This window comes from Hymenobacter cellulosivorans (genome assembly GCF_022919135.1).
In the GTDB taxonomy this organism is placed as follows: Bacteria; Bacteroidota; Bacteroidia; order Cytophagales; family Hymenobacteraceae; genus Hymenobacter; species Hymenobacter cellulosivorans.
On the sequence record NZ_CP095049.1, the window covers coordinates 5,608,142 to 5,632,250 of the forward strand.

Sequence of the window (24,109 nt, forward strand, 5' to 3'; positions counted from 1 at the left end):
TTGCAAAGCTACGGCATATTCTTCCTTTTCCAAATCAACCGGGCGTTTTTCGTTCTTGATATGCTTAATACGTTGGCTTTCTGGCAAAAGAAATACCCAAGCAGGTAACGCTTGCAAGCGCCACAAGAAGCAGGTACCGGTAATTCATAAAAAAGGCCCCGACTTGCGCCGGGGCCTCTTCTATTTTCGACTAAAAGCAAGCTTAGGCTTTCTCTTCGTCTTTCTTGTCAGCGTCGTCGTTGCCCAGTGCGTGTTTCACGGTGTCAACTACGTCGCCAGCAACCTCGGTTACCTTGTCCAGAGCGGCCGAAGCAGCACCGGTTACGGCAGCCAGGATACCACCTTCGGCAGGAGCCTCGGTGGCGGGAGCCTTAGCCTCAGCCGTAGCCTGCAGCTTCTGCTCACCAGCCTGACGCTCGGTGCCCATCATCTTGTCGCGCAGTGCCGACAGAGCGTCCAGGTCACCCAGGGTCGACTTCTCGCCAGCGGCGGGCTTCTTGAGGTCACTCAGCTTGCCTTCACCCTGAGCAGCAGCACCAGCACCGCCGGCAGGCTTCTTCTTGGTGAATTTCGAAGCGCGGCTATCCTCTTCAGCCTGCTGGTTGTAAGCAGCCGTGTGCGACAGTACGATACGACGGTCATCCTTCGAGAATTCAACTACGCGGAAGTCCAGCTGTTCGCCGTTCTCAGCCTGCGAGCCGTCTTCTTTCTGCAGCGACTTAGGATAGGCGAAGCCCTCGATGCCGTAAGGCAGCTCGAGCACGGCACCACGGTCGTTTTTCTCGGTGATGGTAGCCTTGTGAACCGAGCCAGGGGTGAATACCGTCTGGAACGTATCCCAGGGGTTTTCTTCCAGCTGCTTGTGGCCCAGGGCCAGACGACGGTTGGCTACGTCGAGCTCCAGTACCTGCACGTCCAGACGGTCGCCCACCTTCACCATTTCGGAGGGGTGCTTGATCTTCTTGGTCCACGACAGGTCGGAAACGTGCACCAGGCCGTCTACACCTTCTTCCAGCTCTACGAACAGGCCGAAGTTGGTCAGATTGCGCACCAGACCGTTGTGCTTGGAACCTACGGCGTACTTCGTGCCGAAGTCAGCGCGGGTCCATGGGTCTTCGGTCAGTTGCTTGATACCCAGGCTCATCTTGCGGTCTTCGCGGTCGAGGGTCAGAATCTGAGCCTCAACTACGTCGCCCTGCTTGATGAAGTCCTGCGGGTTGCGCAGGTGCTGGCTCCAGCTCATTTCCGAAACGTGGATCAGACCTTCAACGCCGGGGATGATTTCCATGAACGCGCCGTAATCAGCAACGTTCACGATACGGCCTTTCACCTTCGAGCCTACGCCCATTTCGGCTACGAGCGAATCCCATGGGTGGGGAGTCAGCTGCTTCAGGCCGAGCGAGATACGCTTCTTGGCTTCGTCGAAGTCCAGAACAACCACGTTGAGCTTCTGGTCGAGCTGCAGAACTTCCGAAGGGTGCGCGATGCGGCCCCACGAGATGTCCGTGATGTGCAGCAGACCGTCGACACCACCAAGGTCGATGAACACACCAAAGTTGGTCATGTTCTTGATAACGCCTTCGAGGATCTGGCCTTTCTCCAGGTTGTTGAGGATAGCTTCGCGCTGCTTCTCGAGGTCTTTCTCGATCAGGACTTTGTGCGATACTACTACGTTGTCGAAAGCGGCGTTGATTTTCACAACTTTCACTTCCATACGACGGCCGACATAAATGTCGAAGTCACGGATAGGCTTCACGTCAATCTGCGAGCCGGGCAGGAAGGCTTCTACGCCGTCCAGATCCATGATCAGACCACCTTTGGTCCGACGCTTTACCACGCCTTCGAGAATGGTGTCATTCTCCAGAGCGTCGTAGATAGACTTCCAAGCCTGCTTGATCTTGGCCTTCTTGCGGCTCAGGATCAGCTGACCGTTGGAGTCTTCCTGGTCTTCGATGAATACCTCAACCTGGTCACCGATTTTGAGGTCGGTCAGGTCGCGGAATTCCGACAGGGGCACCAGGCCGTCCGACTTGAAGCCGATGTTCAGGATTACGTCGCGGTCGGTGATACCAACTACGGTACCTTTCACCACTTCTTCTTCCTGCACAGTCGTCAGCGTGTCGCCGTACATCTGCTCCATCTCGGCGCGCTGCTCTGCGGTATAGTTACCACCGAACTGCGAAGCTCCGACGTTGTCCCAATCGAAGTTGTCAACTACTTCTACTGCCATAATACTGGTTGATCCTACTATACACGGCCGGCCTAGGATCAAATCCGGGTCCGCGTTATGAGTAACTTCCTGAGGCACAGCCCCAGACCCTGCCACCCTGGCGGGGCGGCAAAGATACGGAGTTTGCGGCAAGTTTACTAGAGCCCAAACCAGCTGAAAAGCATTACTTTGAGCAGATGAAGAACTGGCTGCTGATTGGGGCATTGGTACTGCTGAGTAGCGCTTGCCAAAAGCCTTCTGACATAAGTCTGCCCGACCCCGCATATTACCGCCAGCAGGAGACGCAGGTGCTCGTTGATCTGTTTAACGAAATCATTGCTGCTCATAGAATGGCTCTTCCGCCACTACCCGGTACCCAGGCAGCTGACACAATTGGGATGCCGCTGTACGTTGCTGACTCTCTGTTTGGTAAGAAAAGTCAATGGCCCCGCCACCACAAAGCTGGAACTCACAAGGCAGTTTCTGCCACGCAGAGAAACCTGCTAATGGTCCATAATGACTCGCTGACTGAAACAGTTGCTCTCCCGGGCGCCGTGGTTGCTCTTATAAAACGGCAGGGCTTTCATGTTATAACAGGCCATCGGCGGGGGCATGTGCCGCAGCCAGCTATAGGGATTTCGCTGTCCCGGGTCATCTTCAACCGCGACTTTACCCAAGCCTGTTTTGTGCATTCCCTGGCCTGCGGAGAGGACTGCGCAGAAGGCACGCTGTTATTTGTCCGCAAACAAAAAGGCCGCTGGGTAATTACCCAGCGGCACGGTCTGTGGGTTGCCTGAACCCATTTGCGCAGTTTAACGGCCGAAGGCCCGCGTCACGGACTTGCTTTCGGTGGGCAGCACATCCGGCAAATCAGTGTCGTCGATGATGTAGAGGGGGCGCTGCCGGGAGTTGGCCCCAAGGCGGGCAATGTACTCGCCAATAACGCCGACGGCCATAAGCTGCACACCACCCAGAAACAGGATGCTGACCATAATGGAAGGCCAGCCCGTGCCGGATTGGAGTTCGAAAAACCGGGCGTAGATGGCGTAGAGCATGACCAGAAAGGCCACGCCCGATACTACAAAGCCACTGATGGTAGCCATGCGCAAGGGCAGATCCGAGAAGCTGGTAATACCGTCCATGGCCAGCCCAATGAGCTTGCTGTAGGTGTAGCCGGGCACGCCGCCAGCCCGTTCGGAACGGTCGAATTCGAGGAAGGTCTGGCGGTAGCCAATCCAGGCAATCTGGCCGCGGATAAACTTGTTCTGCTCTGGCATCTGCTTCAGGGCATTCACCACCTTACGGCTCATGATGCGGAAGTCGCCGGTATCAAGTGGAATATTGACGGAGGTGATGCGGGCCAGCAGGCGGTAGAATACTTTGGCAGTGAGCAGCTTAATAGCACTTTCCCCCTGCCGCGTGCGACGCTTGGCGTACACGACTTCGTAGCCCTCCTTGAGCTTCTGGAGCAGTTCGGGAATCAGCTCCGGCGGGTCCTGCAAATCGCCATCCATAACCACCACGGCGGCTCCCGTCGACAAATCCAGGCCGGCCGTAATGGCTATCTGGTGCCCAAAGTTGCGACTGAAGTTGATATAGTGAATGCGCGGGTCGCGGGCCACGATTTCGCGAATCATTTCCAATGACCGGTCGCGCGAGCCGTCGTTTACATATATCAGCTCCGTTTGCAGCGGCAGCGCGTCGAGCACGGCACTCACGCGCGCGTTGAGCGCAGCCAGGTTCGTTTCTTCGTTGTAAATCGGGATGATGATGGATAGATCCACGGGGCTGGGAATGGATAAGTGAAGAGCAGCTACTTGCGGGCGAGGACAAAAACACTCACGCCGATCGGGGCATCGATTAGGCGCAAGAGGCGGTTTTCGATGGTAATAAGATTGCGCAGCAATTTATTCAGCAGCGGCGGCGTCGCAAAGAAATCATCTTTGGCGGGCGTTTCAGTACCAGGAATTACCCGGCTGAGCAACCGCACCACGGCAGTAGGCAGAAACAGGCCTACATTCCAGTAGGACTGGCGCTTGATATGCAAGCCAACTTGTTGCAGGCGGCTGGTGAGTTGTGCGGCCGTGTAGCGGCGGAAGTGCTGATTGATAATATCGTGCTTACCCCACATAAAGGGAAAAGCCGGCACGAATACTAAAAGCTGCCCACCGGGACGCAGCACCCGAGTCCATTCGCGCAGGGCTTGCGCCTCATCGGCGATATGCTCAAGAACATCCGAAGCAATAATCAGGTCGAAGGAGTCGCTGGAAAAGTCCAGGTGGGCCCCATCCATGCACGAGACATTGGTAAGCCCCCGCTCCCGGGCTACGGCCACACCAGCCTCGCTTACATCAATGCCGGTGAGGTTGGTGTAGCCCGTATTGCTTAAGCGCTGCAACAGTGGCCCGCCGGAACAGCCAATCTCCAAAATTTCGGCCGTTGAGGGTAGATGCATTTCCTGAATCAGGCGAAAAACCATGTCGCGCCGAGCTTGAAACCACCAGTAATTTTCTTCAATCTGGTGATATTTTACTTCGTACTCAAGGTTCATTACTGGGTAATATTAAAAGCCCGACCTTCCCACGCACGGCGTTGTCGAAACAGGATGTTGCGGGTCGGGAGTACCCTGAGCAGCGGGGATTGAAAAGACAAAAATGCTGATTTTATTCCGGCTGCCCAAGTTCGAGGGCGGGCCAGAGTATGAACCAGCGGCGGGCTTTACCAGCGGTGGTATACCGACAGAAGTTTAATGCCATTAGATTTCACCGTGTATACCTCGTTGCCCAGCGTGTCGGGGTAGGCTTCGGGGTGGGTGCGGTAACCGGCAAAATAGTAGCCTTTGCGGTCAGTACTGATCTTAAGGCGGGACCGGTCTTCGGGCTTGAGAATGGACAAGTTGTTTTCGAGCAGAATCAGGAACTGGCCGCAGTCGACAGCAATAGAGTCAGAGGAGTCATTGGCCAGCAGCCATTCCAGGCCACGCCGGAACGACAATCCCCAATAGTCCCGCTCAAAGAGCCTCTCGGCGGAATCAGCCGACAGAAAGGAATAATACACCTGCTGGTGCGGGTGCGACTTCACCATACGCCCCAGCGTATAGCCTGCTTCAGCTATTAGCAGGAAACCTAATACCAAAGCCAGGCGCTGGGCAGCCACATGCGGGCGGCTTACCTGCCACACAGCATGTATGCCCCGCACAGCTAGTAGCAGCATGGCTGGATATACAAAGTAAAGGTGGCGCCAACCGTCGTAGATGACGGAGTGCAGCACGACTACCATCAGAATCGGAATAATAAACCAGCCGCTGAACAGCAGGTCCAACCGGCCCTCGACAGTGCGTAGCGGCCGAATGATGCCGCCCCGCAGTAGGGAGTACACGTAGGTGAGGGCACCGACCACGAAAGCCAACGTGTAGGTTACCGGAGTGCTGATGGCAATCCAGACCGGGGTATAATGCCAGGGCAGATTAGTACCCTGAACCACCTCGCCCAGATACAGCAGCGACCCAGCCCAGGCATACTGCCGCATGTTGTCGAAGGCTTGGGCGAAGTTGGCAAATGGAGCTTCCCACAAAAACGGCCAGCCGATGATGGTGAAGATGCAGGTAGCAACGCAATACACCAGAAACACGCGTAGCAGAAGCAGACGGTACTTTTTTTCGGCGGGGCCAAATAACGCTTCCAGCGCTAGCATACCCACCGATAGAGCGAACAGCAGACAACCCAGAATGCGCATGTCGGTAGCCGCCGCAGTGGCTAGCCCGTGTAGCACGGCCCGGCCCAGCGTGGGCCGCTGGAGCAGCCGCACGAGCGTGTAGATGGCTACGGTAAAAAAGGCCATAAACACCAAGTCTTTGCCATTATAGAAAGCATCGGCAAAAATGCGGGGAGACAATACGAGCAGGGCGCTGGCCAGCAAGCCTAACTTCCAGCTGTTAAATCGGATACGCCCCAGATTATACAAAGACCAGGCGCCCAGCATGAAGGTTAGAAAAATGCAGAAGTGCCGCAGCAAGTAATAGGTGCGCGAATCAATGCCGCCTCCTAGGACTTCCACGAAGGCCAGCGGTAGGTGAAACAGCACGCCGTGGTCGATTTCAGGGTGACCGTAAAACTCAGGTACGTTGGCAAAAACCGGCTGCTCGGCCACCCAGGTAGGCGCTACTTGTCCGAGCATATACTTGGCGTTGACCATGCCGTTGACCCGGTCAATAGATTCGTCCCAGGATACCCCGTAGTCCTTAAAAATAAACAGCCCGACCAGCAATAAAACGAGGAAGAAGCCTCCAACCGCCCACTTTCGCTGCTTGTCTTCCGGAAAGTCTTTGAACGTTCTAAGTGACTGATAAAACGGCATATTCTACGCGCAACAATGAATTTGAACGTGCAATATGCATCAAAAAGTGGTTTAGTGGGGCTTGCTGCCCGAGCAGTAGCCGCTAGAATTTGCCAGAATACGGGCTCTCGCAGCCCGGGGCAAACCATCAGCAAAAGCAGCTAGTAGGAACTAGCCTCCCACACCTTTTGGCATTCGGCACAGGACAAGCAACAATGTGCAAAATTTTGGCAATTAGATTATACTTTATCCCGCATTTCACCGGGTTGGCCGTCCAGCCTGTGCGGTTGATCTGGCAATCTCGGTGCTCATGGCCAACACCCGCCGCAAGGGTAGCAACTTGACGCAGGACCCGTCAGTATTAACCCCTACAACCAACTCCCCTATTCCATGAGCTACATCACCGCCGGCAAAGATGCCAATGGCCACGACGTTAAACTGCATTATACTGACCAAGGCCAGGGTAACCCAATAGTTCTGATTCACGGCTGGCCCGCTTCCCACGAAATGTGGGAATACCAGCTGGCCGAGCTTCCTAAGCACGGCAACCGCGTAATTGCCTACACCCGCCGCGGCTTCGGCAACTCTTCCAAAACCTGGGAAGGCAACGAATACGATACACTGGCCGACGATTTGAAGGCGGTGCTCGAAGAGCTGGATCTGCAAGATGTAACCCTGGTGGGGTTCTCGATGGGCGGCGGCGAAATTGCCCGCTACATGAGCCGCCACGGCGGCGCACGGGTGGGCCGCGTGGCTTTCGTTTCGGCCGTGACGCCTTACTTGCTGCAAACCGACGACAACCCCGACGGCGCGCCCAAGGAAAACTTCGACAAGATGATTGAGGGCTTGCGCAAAGATCGGTTCGACTTCTTATCCACCTTCGGTAAGCAATTCTTCGGCGTGGGTACTCTGAGCCACCCCGTGAGCCAAGCTACCCTCGACTGGATGCAGGCGATGTGTCAGATTGCTTCGCCCCGGGCCACCGAGCAGGACGTGTACGCCTTTGCCGCCACCGATTTCCGCCAGGATTTGCAGGCTATCAAAGTTCCCACACTAGTCATCCACGGCACCAGCGACGAAACCGTACCCCACAAAGTAAGCGGGCAGCGCATGACCCAGTACGTGCCCCATGCCCAGTACATCGAGTACGACGGCGCTCCGCACGGCTTGTTCGTGACTGAGAAGGACCGGCTCAACCAGGACCTGCTGGCCTTTGCCGGTGTGCAGTCGGTGGCCGGGACTTCAGCAACGGGCACTCAGCGTTTCTAGAAACGCGACGTTTTTTGTAATCATAGATAATTAAAAAAGGCCTGCTCCATGAGCAGGCCTTTTTTCGTGGCAACGATTACTGGAAGCCTAGGCGGCCCGGCCCATCTGCCGCAGAAACGACACGTGGGACGCCACGGCATAGCGCATCTTGGGGTATTCGATGTACTCAATATTGAACTCCTGGCACATCTGCTTGATGATTTTGCTGATGGCCGGGTAATGCACGTGGGAAATCTTGGGAAACAGGTGGTGCTCAACCTGGAAGTTCAGCCCCCCCACCAGCCAGCTAATGACTTTGTTGTCCGTGGCAAAGTTGGCCGTCGTCTTGATTTGGTGAATCGCCCACTCGTCTTCCATTTTGCCCGTGGTTTCGTGCGGCACGGGGAAAGCCGTGTGCTCCACGGTATGCGCCAATTGAAACACCAGGCTCAACACCAGACCCGCGAAGCAGGTCGTGACAGCAAAACCTGCCAGCCAGCCTAGGAAGCCGACCGTGTAGATGGGCAGAGCAATGTAGAGGAACAGATTCAGCACCTTGAAACCCCAGAAAATGAGGTGGTCGGCGGTATCCATCTTCTTGAGTGGCATAGCCCCGATTTTCTTGGTGAAGTACTTCTGATAGTCCATCACGAAAATCCAGGAAATGTACAGCATGCAGTACAAGAACCAGAAGTATAGGTGTTGAAACCGGTGCAATTTGTGCCGGGGCTGGCCGACGCTCATCCGCATCCAGGGCCGGATGTCAATATCGTCGTCGGCACCTTCGATGTTGGTGTACATGTGGTGCACCACGTTGTGCTTAGCGTTCCACATGTAGCTGCTACCGCCCAGAATGTTCAGGGTGAAAGCGGCAAAATGGTTGAGCCACTTGTTGCTGCTGAACGAGCCGTGGGCTCCGTCGTGCATCACGTTGAAGCCGATAGCTGAGATAACGCCGCCCAGTAGCACGCATTCCAGCAGCGCCCATGCCGTAGCGGGCGTGAAGAACACAAGGTGCACGTAGAGCAGCACAAAGGCTGCCGTCAGCAGTAAGGCTTTACTGAAGATGCTGAAGCCGCCGGTACTGGCTTTGCCGGCTTCCTCAAAATATTGGTTTGTACGGGCTCGTAACTCGGCGTAAAAATTACGCGGAGGAGCAAACTTGGGCAGGGCCATCGACAAGGGAATGGGTTGTGCAACCCGGCTGGAAGCCTGGGTCAGCGCCAGGGCAGCAGGCCTCCGGCACTTATTCTGACGTCCACACCTTGCGGATATCTACTCTAATTCTGACTCGGAAGTCAACAATACCAAAATACCAACGAAAAAGCCGGGCTTTTAGTTTGCAGCCCGGCTTTTCCACTCTGTTTTGACCAGCTTAGGCCCGGCCCATCTGCCGCAGAAACGACACGTGGGACGCCACGGCATAGCGCATCTTGGGATATTCATTGTAGGTCACGCCAAACTCCTCACACATCTGCCGGATGATCTTGCTGATGGCCGGGTAATGCACGTGGGAAATCTTGGGAAACAGGTGGTGCTCAACCTGGAAGTTCAGCCCCCCCACCAGCCAGCTGATGACTTTGTTGTCCGTGGCAAAGTTGGCCGTCGTCTTGATCTGGTGAATCGCCCACTCGTCTTCGAGCTTGTTGGTCGTTTCGTGGGGCATGGGGAAGGCTGCGTGCTCCACGGTGTGCGCTAATTGGAACACGATGCTCATGGTAAAACCTACCACGGTAGCGAAAACGATAAAGCCCACGAGCCAGGCCCCGAAGCCGAGCAGGTAGATAGGCATACCCATGAACAGGAACAGGTGCAGGGCCTTGAAACCCCAGAACACGCCCTGGTCGGTGGCCGTCATTTTCTTGATTGGCACCTCCCCTATCTTGCCCTTGAAGTACTTCTGGTAGTCCATAAAGAAAATCCAGGCAATGAAGAGCAGGGCGTAGAAAAACCAGAAGTACAGGTGCTGAAACTTGTGGAAGCGGTGGCGGGGCTGGGTGGTGCTCAGGCGCAGCCAGGGCTGGGCGTCGATGTCGTCGTCGAAGCCGTCCACGTTGGTGTACATGTGGTGAATCAGGTTGTGCTTCATGTTCCACATAAAGCTGCTGCCACCCAGCACGTTCAGGGTAAAGGCCGCAAACTGATTCACGAACTTCGACTTGCTAAACGAACCGTGCGACCCGTCGTGCATCACATTGAAGCCCACGGCCGAGCCCACGGCACCCATTAAAGCACATTCCAACACGGCCAGCAGCGCCGAGGGGGTAAAAAACACTACATGGATATACAGCGCCACGAAGATGCTCGTCAGCACGATGGCCTTGACGAACAGGCTGGTAGTGCCGGTCGGCTCTTGGCCCGACTCCTCGAAGTAGGCGTTGATGCGGTTTTTTAACTCGGTGTGGAAAGAGCGGGAAGCCGCAAATTTGGGTACTGCTGACATGAATGAAGGCTGGGTGAACTGCTGCAAAGATATTGCTCTTAACAGCAGCCGCCGCGCAATTGGTGCGTCAGACCCACATTTTGCACAATTCCAGTTAGCTCCGGCGTTGCCACTTCGGGCTCTATTCCCTACTCGTCAGTGGGTTACCCGTTAAGCCACCCCTGCCGAAGCCGCGGCGCTACCCGAAGCGGCCGGGCAAAAAAAAGCCGGAAGCTGCTGCTCCCGGCGTTAGTTGGTCAGATACGGATGCCAGTTTTGGTCGATAGTACCAGCACTGAGCCTGAGAAAACCCGACAGGGTCGGTTTCTTGGGCTGTTGCCTGATGGTGAGCCCGGCCTCGGAAGGTGTGCGGTGGCCCTTGGCGTGGTTGCAGCGGGCACAGGCCGTGAGCAGGTTGGTCCACGATGAGTCGCCGCCGCGGGAGCGGGGCAGTACGTGGTCCAGGGTCAGATTTTTGGTCGAGCCGCAGTATTGGCACTCGAAATGGTCCCGCTTCATGATGTTGTGCCGGCTCAAGGCAATGCCCTTGTAGGGCACCCGCACGTAGCGCTGCAACCGGATGATGCTGGGCTTGGGATAGGCAGAAGAAATGGTACGCAGCACCCCGTGTTCCGACTTGGCTATCATCTCGGCTTTATCGAGAAAGAGTAGCACAAAAGCCTTCTGCACGCTGCACAGCGTAATGGCGGTGTAGTCGCCATTGAGAACTAGCACTTTTTGGTCCATACGCTCGGTGAAAAGATCATCTGATACAGCGAAAGCTAGATGATTCTAAGCGTATTAACAATAGCGGCTGGCTTAAGTTTCCTCCGGCGAAAGTGGTTACACGGCGGCGCTATATAGCAGTATTTGGGCCCCTGCTAGTAAGCGCTGCCCGCCGGCCTGGGGCCAACCTGCCCATTTGGGAATATGCCCTAGGGCCTCCCAAAGGCTGATAAATGCACGCGGACACGTGTAGGAAGCCCGCGCCAGCGTAGCGGAGGTTCCCGGCCAGGTGTGGAAGGCCCGCAGCGGGGTTGCGGATAGGATTGGGCCAGAAAGCCGCCCGCCTCTTACTCTGGCTGGAATAAAGGGCTTTGTGGTAAAAGGACGGTTGTCGCTAGCAGAAGACGGCTTGACGCCTTTTGATGCGCGGAATATCCTGCTTCCTCGCAAGGACCCAGGTTGTGCATTAGCACCTTAGCACATTACCCCCACCTTAATCTAGCAGACGCTTGATGAGGCGGAGCTTGTGGGTGTACTTCTGGGTTTTGCGGTTGAAGATGCCGTTGTGGTCGAGCGGGTCGATTCGGACTTCGCCGCTGGCGTGCAGGATCTGCTGGTCGTCGAGCAAGAGGCCCACGTGGATGATGTTGCCGTCGGCGTTGTCGAAGAAGGCCAGGTCGCCGGGCTGGGTCTGGGACACGAAGTGCACCGTGCGGCCGTGGTCAATCTGCTGGCGGGCGTCGCGGGGGAGCTGCACCCCGATCAGGCCGTAGAGCTGCTGCATCAGACCCGAGCAATCGACGCCAAACAGGCTGCGGCCGCCCCAGAGGTAGGGCGCCTTCAGGAAAATCTGGCCGGCCTTGAGCAGCAACGCCAGCCGTTTATCGGTGGGGCCCTGCAGGCCATGGCCGTTCTGAGGGTTGGTAGCCGCTCCGTTGTAGAAGTAGGTCTGCTCCCCTAGCCGCAGCGTCATGCCGTCGAAAAACGGTAGGCGCGCCCCAATAGTCACGGGAATACGGACCTGGGCGTTGCTGACGACCTGGACCACATCGAGACTGCGGGGGTGGTCCTGGGCGTTCCAGGCGGCCAAATACTCACTAGTCACGGGCTGGTGCTGCTTGGGATCCATCCAGCCCACGTAGTTGTCGGCCGCGGTCCGGATTTGCTGCCAGTTGGCCTGGGCTTGGAGCACGGTGTAGCAGTCGCCAAAAATCAGCTGCGTAACAATTTCGGCTTTATCCGCAGGCTCGGCCCGCACCGGCACGACGCTCAGGGCGCAGATTCCGTGGTTCACAGATAGTGAAATGGTGAGGTGATGAAATGGTGAGCTATTGTTCCGCTGGGTTAGTTGTTTCCAGCCAGCGTCACCAGTTTATTACAAATATCCACGAAACTCCCGCTTAAAAGCCAGTTGGCCAAATATCTTCCCCAAAACTCACCATTTCACTGCCCACTATTTCACCACCTAGTACTCCCGGGCGCGGTCCATTTCGCGCTTCTGGTCTTTGGCCTTGATGTCGTCACGCTTGTCGAAGAGCTTTTTACCCTTGGCCAGGGCAATTTCGAGCTTGGCAAAGCCCCGGTCGTTGACGAAGAGGCGCACGGGAATGATGGTGACGCCCTGCTCCTGGGTTTTGTTGGCGAGCTGGCGCAGCTCCTTTTTGTTGAGCAGCAACTTCCGCTCCCGCTTGGGTTCGTGGTTGTTGTAGGTGCCCAGGGTGTACTGCGAAATGCTCAGGTTGTGTACCCACAGGGAGCCGTCGGGGTGGAAGGTGCAGAAGCCGTCCTGCATGTTCACGTTGCCTTCCCGGATGCTTTTGATTTCGGTGCCCTGCAGCATCATGCCCGCGTCGTATTTGGCCAGGAAACTGTATTCGTAGCTGGCACGGCGGTTCAGGATATTAACGCGCTTGGGGGTATCGTCTTTTTGTTTGGCCATGATGGGGTGCAAAAGCCGCCGCGCGACCTGGGCAGCGCAGCGGGTATTCTAGAGAGTAGCGTAGGTACGCAAATTCGCCGGATTGGGCTGACAGCAGGAGGTAGAGACGCAACTATGCGTCTCTACGTGAGCTTCAACCGCGGGTCAGGACTTACCAGGGGTTCGGCAAAGTCACCGGCCTGGTACTGGAAGTGGGCCGTCATGGCCACCATACCGGCGTTGTCGGTGCAGAACTCGAAATCGGGAATAAAGACCTCCCACCCTTTCTCGGCGGTTAGCTCGGTCAGGGCGGCGCGCAGGCCGGAGTTGGCCGCCACGCCCCCGGCCAGGGCAATCTGGGTCAGGCTATTATCCTGGGCGGCGCGCACGAGCTGGCGCAGCAGGGTTTGGATAATGGTGTACTGAATACTGGCGCAGAGGTCGGCCAGGTTTTCCTGCACAAAGTTCGGGTTCTGGGCCGTTTGCTGGCGCAGGAAGTACAGCACCGAAGTTTTTAGCCCGCTAAACGAGAAGTCGTAGCCCGGCATGGCGCCCACCGGAAACGGGAAGCGCGTGGGGTTGCCCAGCTTGGCTTGCTTATCCAAATGAGGGCCGCCGGGATACGGCAGGCCGAGCAGCTTGGCCGTTTTGTCGAAGGCCTCCCCGGCTGCGTCATCAATGGTTTGGCCAATGACCTGCATGTCCATGGGGCTGCGCACAATCACCAGCTGGGTGTGGCCACCGCTGACGGTGAGGCACAAAAACGGAAACGCCGGCCGTGGGGCCCGGATAAAGTGGGCCAGGATGTGGGCCCGCATGTGGTTGACGGCAATCAGGGGCTTATCCAGGGCCTGGGCAAAGGTTTTGGCGAACATACTGCCTACCAGCAAGGAGCCCAGCAGGCCCGGCCCCTGGGTGAAAGCCACCGCGTCGAGGGCGGATTTGTCTACCTTTGCCCGGCGCAGCGCCTCCTGCACCACCGGAATCAGGTGCTGCTGGTGGGCGCGGGAGGCCAACTCGGGCACCACGCCGCCGTATTGTTCGTGCACCTGCTGCGTGGCTACCACGTTGGCCAGGATTTCGCCGCCGGCCATAACAGCGGCGGAGGTATCATCACAGGAAGACTCGATGGCCAGAATGACGGGGGAATGCATGCGTATTTTGTGGTGTTAGGGGCCGCCCGGCCAGCTCTTGTAGGCCGGCGGGCTGCATAATTTTACAACAAAGGTCGTTTAAAACACTAAACCAAGCAGTTTGTCCAGTGTCTGTGTATTATAAAGAGCAGGTGGCCGCTCCGGTCCCTATTTTATAAGTAGTTCGGTAGGCCAGGCAGCCATTGCCGCAAATCCCGCATCTTCGTACGCAAGCCCAACATTTTCCAGTTCCCTTTCTGTGCCCCGGTTCGTCTCTATCACGCTTAAAATTCTGCTGAGCCTGCTCCTGCTGCTGGGGTTGGTGCTGGGCGGCGTGCTGGTAGCCCTGCGGATTCCGAGCGTGCAAACCAATCTGGCCCACCGCGCCGCCGCCATCCTGACCGAAAAGCTCGGGCAGCGCGTCATTGTGGGCCGCGTCGACGTGCGGCCCTTTACCCGCGTGGTGCTGGAGGGCGTGCGGGTACTGGACCGGCAGGGCGGCGAACTGTTCAACATTGGCAAGGCCGACGCCGACATCGAGCTGTTTTCCATCTTCGACCCCAGCCACCTGCACGTAGGCAAGCTCACGCTGGAGGAGCCCCGCTTTGCCCAGATAACCTACGCCAACCAGCCCGACTCGACCAACCTGTCGCAGTTTCTGGCTTCGGTCAAGCGCCTGATCGGGCCTTCGGATACGACCAAGGTTTCCAAGCCCTTCGACTTTCAGATCAAGGAAATCGGGCTGCGCAACGGCCGTTTCGTGCTCGACCGGCGCAACAAGCCGCGGGCCGAAACCTACGGCCGCACCATCGACTACGACCACATGTACATCGACAGCATCTACGGCGACGTGTCGCAGCTGTGGTTGCGCGCCGACACGATTCACGCCCAGATTGACGGGCTGCGGGCCGTGGATACTCCCTCCCAAACCCGCCTGCGGGAGCTGACGGCCAACATGACGTACGCCGATAAGTTCTGGGAATTTGCCGGCCTCGATTTGCGGGTGGGCAATAGCCGCCTGAAGCCCTATATCAAGTTCGACTTCAAGCACTTCCTCAACTTCGTCGATTTCAACGACTCGGTAAAAGTTACGGCCCGGCTGGATTCGTCGCGGGTATATTCCGACGATATTGCCCTGTTTGCGCCCCAGCCCTTTATCCGGGACCTGAAGGAAACCGTGCTGATTTCGGGCGAGGCCAAGGGCTACGTGAAAAACTTCACAACCAAGAACCTGGACGTCGTCTACGGTCAGAACACTCGGGTGCGGGGCAACATCAACGTGCAGGGCCTACCCAACCTAAAGGAAAGCTTTGTGGAAATGCGCCTCAAGCCTTCCATTATCGACGGGCGCGACATCCGGCGCTACATTCCGGCCTCGGGCTGGCCCTACGTGGCGCGCCTGGGCACGGTGCGGCTCGACGGGCAGTTTCTGGGTTTCTACAACGACTTTGTGGCCAACGGCGCCTTCCGCACGGCCCTCGGCGACGTGGTGTCCGACGTGAACATCAAATTCAAGAACGACCCGGCCTACTCCACTTACGAGGGACAGGTCAAAACCACCGCCTTCCAGCTGGGCAAGCTGCTCGGCGACGAGTCGGTGGTGCGCGATATTACCATGAACGGCCGGGTCGAAGGCGTGGGCTTTACGCCCGAGCGGGCCCGGCTCAAGGCCAACGCTAGCGTACAGAGCATTTGGCTCAACGGCTACCGTTTCCACAACATCACCACCAACGGGCAGTTCAGCCGCCAGTCGTTTGATGGTCAGCTGGCCGTGAATGACCCCAACCTGCAGATTGACGCCAACGGCACCATCGACCTGAATAAGGCCCGGCAGGCCTTCGACGTGAAGGCCCGGGTGCGGCGCGCCGACCTGCGGGCCCTGGGCCTGACCAAGCAAAGCGTGGTCATAGCCACCACCGCCGACGTGCAGTTTGCCGGCCTCAAGCTCGATGCCCTCATCGGCCGCGCCATTCTGCGCAACTCCCGCCTCAGCTTTGCCGGCCGTACCGTACCCATCGACACCTTCGACGTGGTGAGCCAGCAGACCGGCGTGCAGCGCCGCGTGACGGTCCGCTCCGAAGTACTCAACCTCACGGCCGACGGCAACTTCAACTTCAGCACCGTGGCCCGCGACGTGCAAACCCTGCTGACCGAGTACGAACTCAACTTTGAAAGCAACGACGCGGCCATTGCCAGCTACTACCGCCGCAAGAAGCAGCGCCCCATTCAGGATTACCAGATTGCCCTGGATTTGTATTTGAAGCGGGCCAACCCCGTGCTGCAGCTGTTTGTGCCCAGCCTTACCCTGTCCGACTTCTCCCGCATCGACGGCTCCTTCCGCAACGGCCCGACCTCTATTTTCTCCTTGGCCGGCCACTTCAACGGCATTCAGTACGACAGCGTGCGGGCCGTCAATACCGATTTTGAATTCAACACCAGTAAGCTGCCCTACCAGCCCGAGGTGCTGGCTCAAGCCAACATTACCTCCGAGCGGCAGGTGCTGCCGGGCCTGGGCAACACCGAGAAGTTCTACGTGGAAGGCGTCTGGGACCAGGAACGCATCAACTTCTCCACCTCCCTGGCCCAAACCAACACGACCAACAAAGCGGCCATCAACGGCTCCCTGGTATTTCTGCCCCAATCCGTGCAGATTATCTTCCGGCAGTCGGGGGTGAACCTGCTGGGCAAGGACTGGAACATTGCCGCCGACAACTCAGTGGTTATTTCGGGCGGTGGTAAGGAATTTAATATCCAGAACTTTACGCTCAGCAACGGTCCGCAGAGCATCAGCGCCCAGGGCTTTATTTCCAACGACCCCAGCAAGCAGCTGCAATTGGCCGTCAAGGATTTTGATCTGACCACGCTCAACTCCCTGACCAACCAGAACATTGCGGGCCGGGTAAATGCCGCCGGCACCATCAGCGGCGTGTACGGCCCCCTGAAAATCAACAGCACGCTCGGCGTGGATTCGCTGCAGTTCGACAAAACCCTGATTGGCAACGTGCGCGGCAGCAGCGAGTGGAACAACCGCAACGGCCAGCTGCTAATCGACGCCGATGTGCTGCGGGACCAGCAGCGGGTGGTGCGCCTGGCCGGCACCTACGCCCCCCACGCCAAGGAACAACAGCTCAACCTGACGGCCGTGCTCGACAATGCTCCGGTGAAGCTGGCCGAACCCCTGCTCAGCTTCCTGTTCCGGGACATGGGCGGCACGGCTGCGGGCACCCTGCGCCTGACCGGCCGCCTGGCCGCACCTAACCTGACCGGCAACGTAGACGTGACCAATGGCAAGCTCACCTTTATTTACCTGGGCACCACTTACACCTTCTCCGACCGAATCCGCTTCGGCGAAGACCGGATTAGCTTCCGCGAAATCAAGCTGCGCGACCCGCTGGGCAATACCGGCGTACTCGATGGCAATATTTTCCACCAGGGCTTCCAGAACATGCGCCTGGGTTTGCGGGCCGACTTTACCCGCCTGCTGGTGCTCAACACGACCCGCAAAGACAATGAACTGTACTTCGGCACGGCCTATGCCACCGGCAACGCGGTAATCTTTGGGCCCACCAACAACCTGGTGGTGAACGTGCGGGCCCGCAGCGACGCGGGCACCCGCCTGTCGTTGCCGCTCGACAATGCCGCCAAGGCCGAGCAGGCCAGCTACATCAAATTCGTGAACCGCAACCTGCGCGACACCACGACCACAGTGAAGGTGCCCACGGCAGGGGAAGGCAAAATTGACTTGTCGGGCCTGCGCCTGAACATGAACCTGGACGTGACGCCCGACGCCTACGTGGAAATCCTGCTCGACGAAAGCACCGGCGACGTTATTCGGGGCTCAGCGGCCGGGCAGCTGCGCCTCAACATCGACACCCGCGGCGACTTCAACATGTTCGGCCAGATTGAGATTGTGCGCGGGGCGTACAACTTCACTTTGCAGGGCCTTATCAACAAGGAATTCGTAGTGCGGCCGGGCGGTACGATTTCCTGGAACGGCGACCCGCTGGCTGGCGAAATGAACGTGACGGCGGCCTACACCCAGCGCACCTCCCTGGCCCCGATTCTGGGGCAGGCAGCCCTCAACAGCCGGGCCGTGGTGCCCGTAACGGCCGTAATGAACCTGAGCGGCCCGCTGCTGCTGCCCGTGATTCGCCTGAGCCTGGAGTTCAACGACGCGCCCTCGTCCCTGGAAGGCGACCTGACGGCCTTCACCTCATCCTTGCGCAACGACGAGCAGGAACTCAACCGGCAGGTATTCAGCCTCTTGGTATTCAAGCAACTTTCCCCACCCGGCCAGTTCACCCAGATCAGCCTGCGCGGCAACGACAACACGGTGCAGAACAGTCTGGGCCAGATTCTGAGCACTCAGCTGGGCTTGCTCACTTCCCAGATTGATCAGAATCTGGAAATCGACTTCAACATCAACGGCCTGACCTCCGAGCAGCTCCAGGCCCTGCAGGTGCGCCTGAGCTATAACTTTCTCAACGGCCGCCTGCGCGTGACCCGGGAGGGCGGCTTTAGCAACACCACCACGACCAACGGCGCGGGAACCGGCACAGGCACCGGAACCGGCACGGGCACCACCGCCCAGGCTTCCCTGCTCGGCGACCTAAGTTTGGAATACTACCTGCGCCCCGATGGAAAGTTCCGGGCCAAGCTACGCTACGAAACCACGCCCCGCGACTTCACCCCCGACGAATCGGCGTTGACCAACCAGGCCCGGGCCGGCATTAGCTTGCTGCACACCGAGCAGTTCGACTCGTTCCGGGAGCTGTTTTCGCGCAAACGCCTGAGTCGCCGGGCCGCTGCCGCCCGTAAGGCCCGGGAAGTGCTCAACGTGGACGACGACCCGCGCACGGTCCTTTAATCGAATTCAGCATTCTCAATTCAGAATTCATTAACCAAAGTTACCTTTGCCTGCATGGCCCAAAACCGCCCGACCCGTAAGAAAAAGCTTGGTAGCTACCCGCACCTGATGGTCGTGTTCAGCATCACGCTGTCCTTGCTGGTCATTGGCTTGTTTGGCTTGCTGCTCATTCATGCCCACAAGCTGAGCAATCTGGTCAAGGAAAATATTGAAATGCAGGTCTACCTCGACCGGGACCTGCCCGAAACCCAGCTCCTTCGACTACAGCAGGATCTGAGCCGCAAGAAGTACGTGGCCTACAAGAATGACCAGCCCCAGGTCCGGTTCTTGTCCAAGGAAGAAGGTGCCAAACAGTTTCTGGACCAGACCGGCGAAGACGTCGTGCAGTTCCTCGGCGACAATCCGCTGCGGGACGCCTACCTGCTGAAAATCAGCGCCGACTACACTGATTCGACCCAGATGCGGCGCATCGTGCAGGAGCTGCGGGCCGAGCCGGGCGTATTCGAGGTCGAATATGTGCAGAGCTTTATCGACTCGGTCAATAAGAACCTGCGCAAGATCAGCTTGGTGCTGCTGGGCTTTGCCTTAGTGCTAACCCTAGTCGTCACGGTCCTGATTAACAACACCATCAAGCTGGCCTTGTTCTCGCAGCGCTTCCTGATCCGGAGCATGCAGCTGGTAGGCGCCACGTCCTTTTTCATTCAGCGGCCGTTCCTGCGCCGGGCCACCTGGCAGGGCTTTGCCAGCGGCACCATTGCCGCGCTGCTGCTGCTAGCCGGCCTTCAATACGCCTATTTGCAGCTGGAGGAGCTCCGCCTGCTGCGCGATGAGCGCCTCATCGGCATCCTGATGGTAAGCATGGTGCTGCTGGGCTGCGGCATCGGCTTTCTGAGCTCCTACCGCGCCGTGCGCAAGTACCTGGGCATGTCACTCGACGATTTATATTGATTTTTTTAGTTGTTAGTTGCTGGTTGTCAGTTGTTAGAATATACCGACAAGCAGAACAACCTAACAACTGACAACCAGCAACTAACAACTACCTATGGAACCCACGCAAACTCCCCGCTTTGCCTTCGGCAAGCGCAACTACCGTCTGATGTGGCTCGGGCTGGCTATTCTGGCCGCGGGCTTCATCACCATGACCCTGGACTCGGCCGACTACGGCGAAGGTTTCCTGGGTATCACCCTGGGCCCGATCTTGCTGGCTGTGGGCTTTATCATCGAGTTCTGGGCCATCATGGCCAAGCCCGGTGAGGCTGCTCCTGTGGCTACCGACACCGTAACCCGCACCGAAACGGCCCCGCAGCCCGGCACTCCCGTGGCTCCGGTAGCCCCCGCTCCCACGGCTCCTACCTACAAGCGTTCCTAAATGAACTACTGGCACGCCCTAATTCTGGCTATTGTCGAAGGCTTAACCGAGTTTTTACCCGTTTCCAGCACCGGCCACATGATTATCGTGGCCAACCTGCTGGGTATCGGCCAATTACCGTTTACCGAAACCTATATTACCTCCATCCAGTTTGGGGCTATCCTGTCGGTGGTGGTGCTTTACTGGCGCCGCTTTCTGCAGAGCTTCGACTTCTACGTGAAGCTGGCCGTGGCCTTTGTGCCCTTTGGCTTGCTGGGCTTTCTGCTCAAAGACGTCATTGCCGACCTGCTCAAGAGCGTGACAGTGGTGGCCTCCTCGCTGGTCGTGGGCGGCATCGTGCTGCTCTTTGTGGACCGCTGGTTTAGCGAGTCGCGCAAGCAGGTAACGACGCCCAGCACGCTGCAGGCCCTCAAAATCGGCCTGTTTCAGTGTTTGGCTTTGGTGCCCGGCGTGTCGCGCTCAGCGGCTACCATCGTGGGCGGCCTGGCCCAGGGCTTCGACCGCCGCTCGGCCGCCGATTTCTCCTTTCTACTGGCCGTGCCTACCATGTTCGTGATTACGGCCTACGAGATGTACAAAACTTACAAGGTGAATGCGCCCGTGGCCGGCGACCTGAAAGTGCTGGCTTTCGGCAACGTGGTAGCCTTTATCGTGGCGCTGCTGGCCGTCAAGTCGTTCGTAAACTTTGTCTCGAAGTTCGGCTTCCGCGCCTTTGGCATGTACCGCATCATCGTGGGCGTCACCATTTTGGTCATGATTGCCCTGGGAATTAATCTGCAGTTGATATGAGCCAGGAAAATACGGTTCAGCGCACGTTCGACTTTGAAACCGGCGAGGTTTTGCTGCTCGACAAACCCCTGACCTGGACTTCGTTTGACGTGGTGCGCAAGGTCAAGAACACGCTGCGCATCAAGAAAATCGGCCACGCCGGCACCCTCGACCCGTTGGCTACCGGCCTGCTGATCTTGTGCACGGGCAAGAAAACCAAGCAGATTGACTTGATTCAGGCCCAGGAAAAAGAGTACACCGGTACCTTCCGCCTGGGCCAGACCACCCCGTCGTTCGACCTGGAAACGCCCGTGGACGCTGAGCTGCCCTACGCCCACATTACGACCGAGCAACTGCAGGAAGCCGCCCGGGCCTTCACTGGCCTAATTCAGCAGACGCCGCCGCTGTACTCGGCCGTAAAAATCAACGGGGAGCGGGCTTACGAGGTAGCCCGCCGCGGCGATACGGCCGAAATCAAGTCCAAGGAAGTTACCATCAAGGAGTTTGAGCTGACCGGCATTGCGTTGCCCGACGTGCATTTCCGGGTGGTATGCACAAAAGGCACTTACATCCGCAGCCTGGCCCGCGACTTTGGCCAGCACTTGGGCTGCGGGGCTCACCTGACCAAGCTTATTCGCACCCGCATTGGCGAGTACCGCGTGGAGGATGCCCTGACGATGGAAACCCTGGAAGCCCTGCGGCTGCCGCGGCCCGAGGGCGACGCCAACCGGCCCCCGCGCCCGGCTAAAGCCCGCCGCCCCGAGCAGCGCGCCGGCCTGGAGTATTTCCAGGCCAGCACCAATCCGGCTCCCGACTCAGACCCAACGGCTTCGGCTTCGTAAAAAGCTACCCGGGCGAGACTTCGCTCATTCACCACTTCACTTATTTCCCTCCGATGGAAGTCTTTCACGACCCGGCGCAGTTTCCTCACCTCGGCAATGCCACCGTTACGACCGGCACTTTCGACGGCGTGCACCTGGGGCACCAGAAGATTTTGCGCCGCCTGCTGGAAGTAGCCAAGCAAACCGGCGGCCCTTCGGTGGTCATTTCCTACTGGCCCCACCCGCGCCTGGTGCTGGAGCCGCCGCTCACGCATCCCGAGCCCCTGAACATTCAGCTGCTTTCCACCCTGGAAGAGCGCTCCAAGCAGCTGGCCGACTTCGGCGTGGACTATCTGCTAATTGTGCCCTTTACCAAGGAATTTTCGGAGCTGACCTCCGAGCAGTACATCCAGCAGATTCTGCTCGACACAGTAGGTGCCCGTAAGCTGGTCATTGGCTACGACCACCGCTTTGGCAAAAACCGGGAAGGTGGCTTTGAGCACCTGAGCCAGCATGCCGACCGCTACGGACTGGAAGTAGAAGAAATTCCGCGCGAGGACGTGGACGCCCTGGCTGTGAGCAGCACCCGCATCCGGAGGGCCCTGGAGGCCGGCGACGTGCTAACGGCCAACCGCTACCTGGGCTACAGCTACCCGCTGACCGGCACCGTGGTACGCGGAAAGCAGCTGGGCCGCACCATCGGCTTCCCAACGGCCAACATGCAAGTAGAAGAGCCCCTGAAGCTGGTGCCGGCCCGGGGCGTGTACGCCGTCATGGCCACCACCGCCGCCGGCACTCACCACCAAGCCATGCTCAACATCGGGGTGCGCCCCACCGTGGCCGGCAACCTCGACCAGACCGTGGAAACCCACCTGCTCGACTTCGACGGTGACCTATACGACCAACCCCTGACCGTGCAGCTGGTGGCCCGCCTACGCGACGAGCAGAAGTTCAACGGACTCGACGAGCTCAAAGCCCAGTTGGCTAAGGACGCCGAGGATGCCCGCCAGCACTTGGTCGGCGGCTGAGGTAAGCCACCGCAGCAACCATCCAGGAAGTCCAGTCGTCTGCCCAGGCGGCTGGGCTTCTCTTTTCCGGCTTAGCCCCCACGTTTTTCGCCCCGTGCCGCGCCTACTCCCGGGCATCTTGCTATTTTCGACCCACAAACCCTCCTTTCCCACCCCATGATTAATAAAGTAGTAGCCGATGCTCAGGCGGCCCTGCACGGCCTCACCGATGGTATGACCCTGATGCTCGGCGGCTTCGGCCTGTGCGGCATTCCCGAAAACTCCATCCAGGAAATTCTGCGCCTGGGCGTCAAGAACCTGACCTGCATTAGCAACAATGCCGGCGTCGACGACTTCGGCATCGGGCTGATGCTGCAAACCAAGCAGGTGCGCAAGATGATTTCAAGCTACGTAGGCGAGAATGCCGAGTTTGAGCGGCAGCTGCTCTCGGGCGAGCTGGAAGTAGAGTTGATTCCGCAGGGCACCCTGGCTGAGCGGTGCCGGGCCGGCGGTGCCGGCATTCCGGCCTTCTACACCCCGGCCGGCTACGGCACCGAGGTGGGCGAAGGCAAGGAAAGTCGGGAGTTCAACGGCAAGATGTACCTGCTGGAAACCGCCCTGCACGCCGATTTTGCCTTCGTCAAAGCCTGGAAAGGCGATACGGCCGGCAACCTGATTTACAAAGGTACGGCCCGTAACTTCAACCCGATGATGGCTACGGCCGGCAAGATTACCGTAGCCGAAGTGGAAGAGCTGGTGCCCGCCGGCGAGCTGGACCCCAACCAGATTCACACGCCCGGCATCTTCGTGCAGCGTATTTTCCAGGGCAAAGACTACGAAAAGCGCATCGAGCAGCGTACCGTGCGCCCCGCCACCATCTAACCTGCCTTCCTCATGGACGCGAATATCTCCTTGCTGCAGGCCCAGGCCCAGATTCAGAAGGAAGGCAACCCTCCTTTCACCGTGCTACTGCGCCACGGCAGCATGCGCACCGAGTATTTCGCGCCCAGTGAAGTCGACACCCAGACGCCCCACCCCCAGGACGAGGTCTACGTCGTTATTAGCGGCGAGGCAGTGTTCAACCGGGCCGGCGAAATGATTCAGTGCCACCCCGGCGACCTGCTTTTTGTACCGGCAGGCATGCCGCACTTCTTCGAGGTGTTTTCGTCCGACTTCGCCACTTGGGCTATTCTCTACGGCCCTGTTGGCGGGGAAAGCGCCTAGCCCCACCGCTTACTATCCCAACGGGCGTGTGCCACGCGCCCCTCTTCCCACCTAACCGGGCC

20 protein-coding genes are annotated in these 24,109 nt (G+C 58.2%); 10 read left to right on the top strand and 10 right to left on the bottom strand.

The annotated features are described in order from the left end of the window. Positions 1-202: 202 nt before the first annotated feature. Entirely contained in the window at positions 203-2,230 is a 2,028-nt protein-coding gene (gene rpsA / locus MUN80_RS23705; protein ID WP_244717010.1) for a 30S ribosomal protein S1, read from the bottom strand. A 176-nt stretch (positions 2,231-2,406) separates the two neighbouring features. On the opposite strand from rpsA, the gene MUN80_RS23710 reads away from it, so the two are divergent. Then, a complete protein-coding gene (locus MUN80_RS23710; protein WP_244717012.1) occupies positions 2,407-3,006 on the top strand; it encodes a hypothetical protein in 600 nt (199 codons plus the stop codon). A 15-nt stretch (positions 3,007-3,021) separates the two neighbouring features. Here MUN80_RS23710 and MUN80_RS23715 read toward each other — a convergent pair whose 3' ends face one another. From MUN80_RS23715 to MUN80_RS23725, 3 genes are all read right to left on the bottom strand, one after another. Beyond that, positions 3,022-3,993 carry a glycosyltransferase family 2 protein gene (locus tag MUN80_RS23715; protein ID WP_244717014.1) on the bottom strand — a complete coding sequence of 324 codons (972 nt, stop codon included), beginning with the start codon at positions 3,991-3,993 and terminating at the stop codon, positions 3,022-3,024. 29 nt (positions 3,994-4,022) lie between these two features. Continuing rightward, positions 4,023-4,760 (bottom strand): class I SAM-dependent methyltransferase, encoded by a 738-nt coding sequence (locus MUN80_RS23720; RefSeq protein ID WP_244717016.1) that lies wholly within the window; start codon positions 4,758-4,760, stop codon positions 4,023-4,025. Between the two features lie 167 nt (positions 4,761-4,927). Next, positions 4,928-6,475: a hypothetical protein gene (locus MUN80_RS23725; RefSeq protein ID WP_244717018.1), complete on the bottom strand. Its 1,548-nt coding sequence runs from the start codon at positions 6,473-6,475 to the stop codon at positions 4,928-4,930. 459 nt (positions 6,476-6,934) lie between these two features. Between MUN80_RS23725 and MUN80_RS23730 the strand changes: the two genes are divergently transcribed. Next, entirely contained in the window at positions 6,935-7,813 is an 879-nt protein-coding gene (locus MUN80_RS23730; protein ID WP_244717020.1) for an alpha/beta fold hydrolase, read from the top strand. Positions 7,814-7,900: 87 nt separating this feature from the next. On the opposite strand, the gene MUN80_RS23735 is transcribed toward MUN80_RS23730, so the two are convergent. From MUN80_RS23735 to tsaD, 6 genes are all read right to left on the bottom strand, one after another. Continuing rightward, positions 7,901-8,968 carry a fatty acid desaturase family protein gene (locus tag MUN80_RS23735; protein WP_244717022.1) on the bottom strand — a complete coding sequence of 356 codons (1,068 nt, stop codon included), beginning with the start codon at positions 8,966-8,968 and terminating at the stop codon, positions 7,901-7,903. Positions 8,969-9,167: 199 nt separating this feature from the next. Beyond that, positions 9,168-10,235: a fatty acid desaturase family protein gene (locus MUN80_RS23740; protein ID WP_244717024.1), complete on the bottom strand. Its 1,068-nt coding sequence runs from the start codon at positions 10,233-10,235 to the stop codon at positions 9,168-9,170. A 228-nt stretch (positions 10,236-10,463) separates the two neighbouring features. Beyond that, positions 10,464-10,961 (bottom strand): HNH endonuclease, encoded by a 498-nt coding sequence (locus tag MUN80_RS23745; RefSeq protein ID WP_244717026.1) that lies wholly within the window; start codon positions 10,959-10,961, stop codon positions 10,464-10,466. A gap of 472 nt (positions 10,962-11,433) precedes the next feature. Further along, complete coding sequence (locus MUN80_RS23750; RefSeq protein ID WP_244717028.1) at positions 11,434-12,234, bottom strand: C40 family peptidase; 801 nt, start codon at positions 12,232-12,234, stop codon at positions 11,434-11,436. A 171-nt stretch (positions 12,235-12,405) separates the two neighbouring features. Beyond that, on the bottom strand, positions 12,406-12,879 hold the full coding sequence (gene smpB / locus MUN80_RS23755) for an SsrA-binding protein SmpB (protein WP_100338930.1): 474 nt from the start codon (positions 12,877-12,879) through the stop codon (positions 12,406-12,408). Positions 12,880-13,001: 122 nt separating this feature from the next. Then, positions 13,002-14,012 carry a tRNA (adenosine(37)-N6)-threonylcarbamoyltransferase complex transferase subunit TsaD gene (gene tsaD / locus MUN80_RS23760; RefSeq protein WP_244717030.1) on the bottom strand — a complete coding sequence of 337 codons (1,011 nt, stop codon included), beginning with the start codon at positions 14,010-14,012 and terminating at the stop codon, positions 13,002-13,004. 238 nt (positions 14,013-14,250) lie between these two features. Here tsaD and MUN80_RS23765 point away from each other — a divergent pair, with 238 nt between their 5' ends. From MUN80_RS23765 to MUN80_RS23800, 8 genes are all read left to right on the top strand, one after another. Further along, positions 14,251-18,858 (top strand): translocation/assembly module TamB domain-containing protein, encoded by a 4,608-nt coding sequence (locus MUN80_RS23765; RefSeq protein WP_244717032.1) that lies wholly within the window; start codon positions 14,251-14,253, stop codon positions 18,856-18,858. Positions 18,859-18,912: 54 nt separating this feature from the next. Then, complete coding sequence (locus MUN80_RS23770; RefSeq protein WP_244717034.1) at positions 18,913-19,806, top strand: cell division protein FtsX; 894 nt, start codon at positions 18,913-18,915, stop codon at positions 19,804-19,806. A gap of 94 nt (positions 19,807-19,900) precedes the next feature. Further along, a complete protein-coding gene (locus MUN80_RS23775; RefSeq protein ID WP_244717036.1) occupies positions 19,901-20,227 on the top strand; it encodes a DUF3098 domain-containing protein in 327 nt (108 codons plus the stop codon). After that, entirely contained in the window at positions 20,228-21,016 is a 789-nt protein-coding gene (locus tag MUN80_RS23780) for an undecaprenyl-diphosphate phosphatase (RefSeq protein ID WP_244717039.1), read from the top strand. After that, positions 21,013-21,837 carry a tRNA pseudouridine(55) synthase TruB gene (gene truB, locus MUN80_RS23785; RefSeq protein ID WP_244717041.1) on the top strand — a complete coding sequence of 275 codons (825 nt, stop codon included), beginning with the start codon at positions 21,013-21,015 and terminating at the stop codon, positions 21,835-21,837. The genes MUN80_RS23780 and truB overlap by 4 nt, the downstream gene beginning before the upstream one ends. A 53-nt stretch (positions 21,838-21,890) precedes the next feature. Then, a complete protein-coding gene (locus tag MUN80_RS23790; protein WP_244717043.1) occupies positions 21,891-22,844 on the top strand; it encodes a bifunctional riboflavin kinase/FAD synthetase in 954 nt (317 codons plus the stop codon). 156 nt (positions 22,845-23,000) lie between these two features. Beyond that, a complete protein-coding gene (locus MUN80_RS23795) occupies positions 23,001-23,705 on the top strand; it encodes a CoA transferase subunit A (RefSeq protein ID WP_244675404.1) in 705 nt (234 codons plus the stop codon). A gap of 12 nt (positions 23,706-23,717) precedes the next feature. Then, positions 23,718-24,047, top strand: coding sequence for a cupin domain-containing protein (locus MUN80_RS23800; protein ID WP_244717045.1), 330 nt, complete (start codon positions 23,718-23,720; stop codon positions 24,045-24,047). Positions 24,048-24,109: the final 62 nt, after the last annotated feature.

Excerpts from the sequence above, each read along its gene's own strand:
- rpsA (WP_244717010.1), bottom strand. The coding sequence starts at position 2,230 with ATGGCAGTAGAAGTAGTTGACAACTTCGATTGGGACAACGTCGGAGCT.
- MUN80_RS23710 (WP_244717012.1), top strand. The coding sequence starts at position 2,407 with ATGAAGAACTGGCTGCTGATTGGGGCATTGGTACTGCTGAGTAGCGCT.
- MUN80_RS23720 (WP_244717016.1), bottom strand. The coding sequence starts at position 4,760 with ATGAACCTTGAGTACGAAGTAAAATATCACCAGATTGAAGAAAATTAC.
- MUN80_RS23730 (WP_244717020.1), top strand. The coding sequence starts at position 6,935 with ATGAGCTACATCACCGCCGGCAAAGATGCCAATGGCCACGACGTTAAA.
- MUN80_RS23735 (WP_244717022.1), bottom strand. The coding sequence starts at position 8,968 with ATGGCCCTGCCCAAGTTTGCTCCTCCGCGTAATTTTTACGCCGAGTTA.
- MUN80_RS23740 (WP_244717024.1), bottom strand. The coding sequence starts at position 10,235 with ATGTCAGCAGTACCCAAATTTGCGGCTTCCCGCTCTTTCCACACCGAG.
- MUN80_RS23745 (WP_244717026.1), bottom strand. The coding sequence starts at position 10,961 with ATGGACCAAAAAGTGCTAGTTCTCAATGGCGACTACACCGCCATTACG.
- smpB (WP_100338930.1), bottom strand. The coding sequence starts at position 12,879 with ATGGCCAAACAAAAAGACGATACCCCCAAGCGCGTTAATATCCTGAAC.
- tsaD (WP_244717030.1), bottom strand. The coding sequence starts at position 14,012 with ATGCATTCCCCCGTCATTCTGGCCATCGAGTCTTCCTGTGATGATACC.
- MUN80_RS23770 (WP_244717034.1), top strand. The coding sequence starts at position 18,913 with ATGGCCCAAAACCGCCCGACCCGTAAGAAAAAGCTTGGTAGCTACCCG.
- MUN80_RS23775 (WP_244717036.1), top strand. The coding sequence starts at position 19,901 with ATGGAACCCACGCAAACTCCCCGCTTTGCCTTCGGCAAGCGCAACTAC.
- MUN80_RS23780 (WP_244717039.1), top strand. The coding sequence starts at position 20,228 with ATGAACTACTGGCACGCCCTAATTCTGGCTATTGTCGAAGGCTTAACC.
- truB (WP_244717041.1), top strand. The coding sequence starts at position 21,013 with ATGAGCCAGGAAAATACGGTTCAGCGCACGTTCGACTTTGAAACCGGC.
- MUN80_RS23790 (WP_244717043.1), top strand. The coding sequence starts at position 21,891 with ATGGAAGTCTTTCACGACCCGGCGCAGTTTCCTCACCTCGGCAATGCC.
- MUN80_RS23795 (WP_244675404.1), top strand. The coding sequence starts at position 23,001 with ATGATTAATAAAGTAGTAGCCGATGCTCAGGCGGCCCTGCACGGCCTC.
- MUN80_RS23800 (WP_244717045.1), top strand. The coding sequence starts at position 23,718 with ATGGACGCGAATATCTCCTTGCTGCAGGCCCAGGCCCAGATTCAGAAG.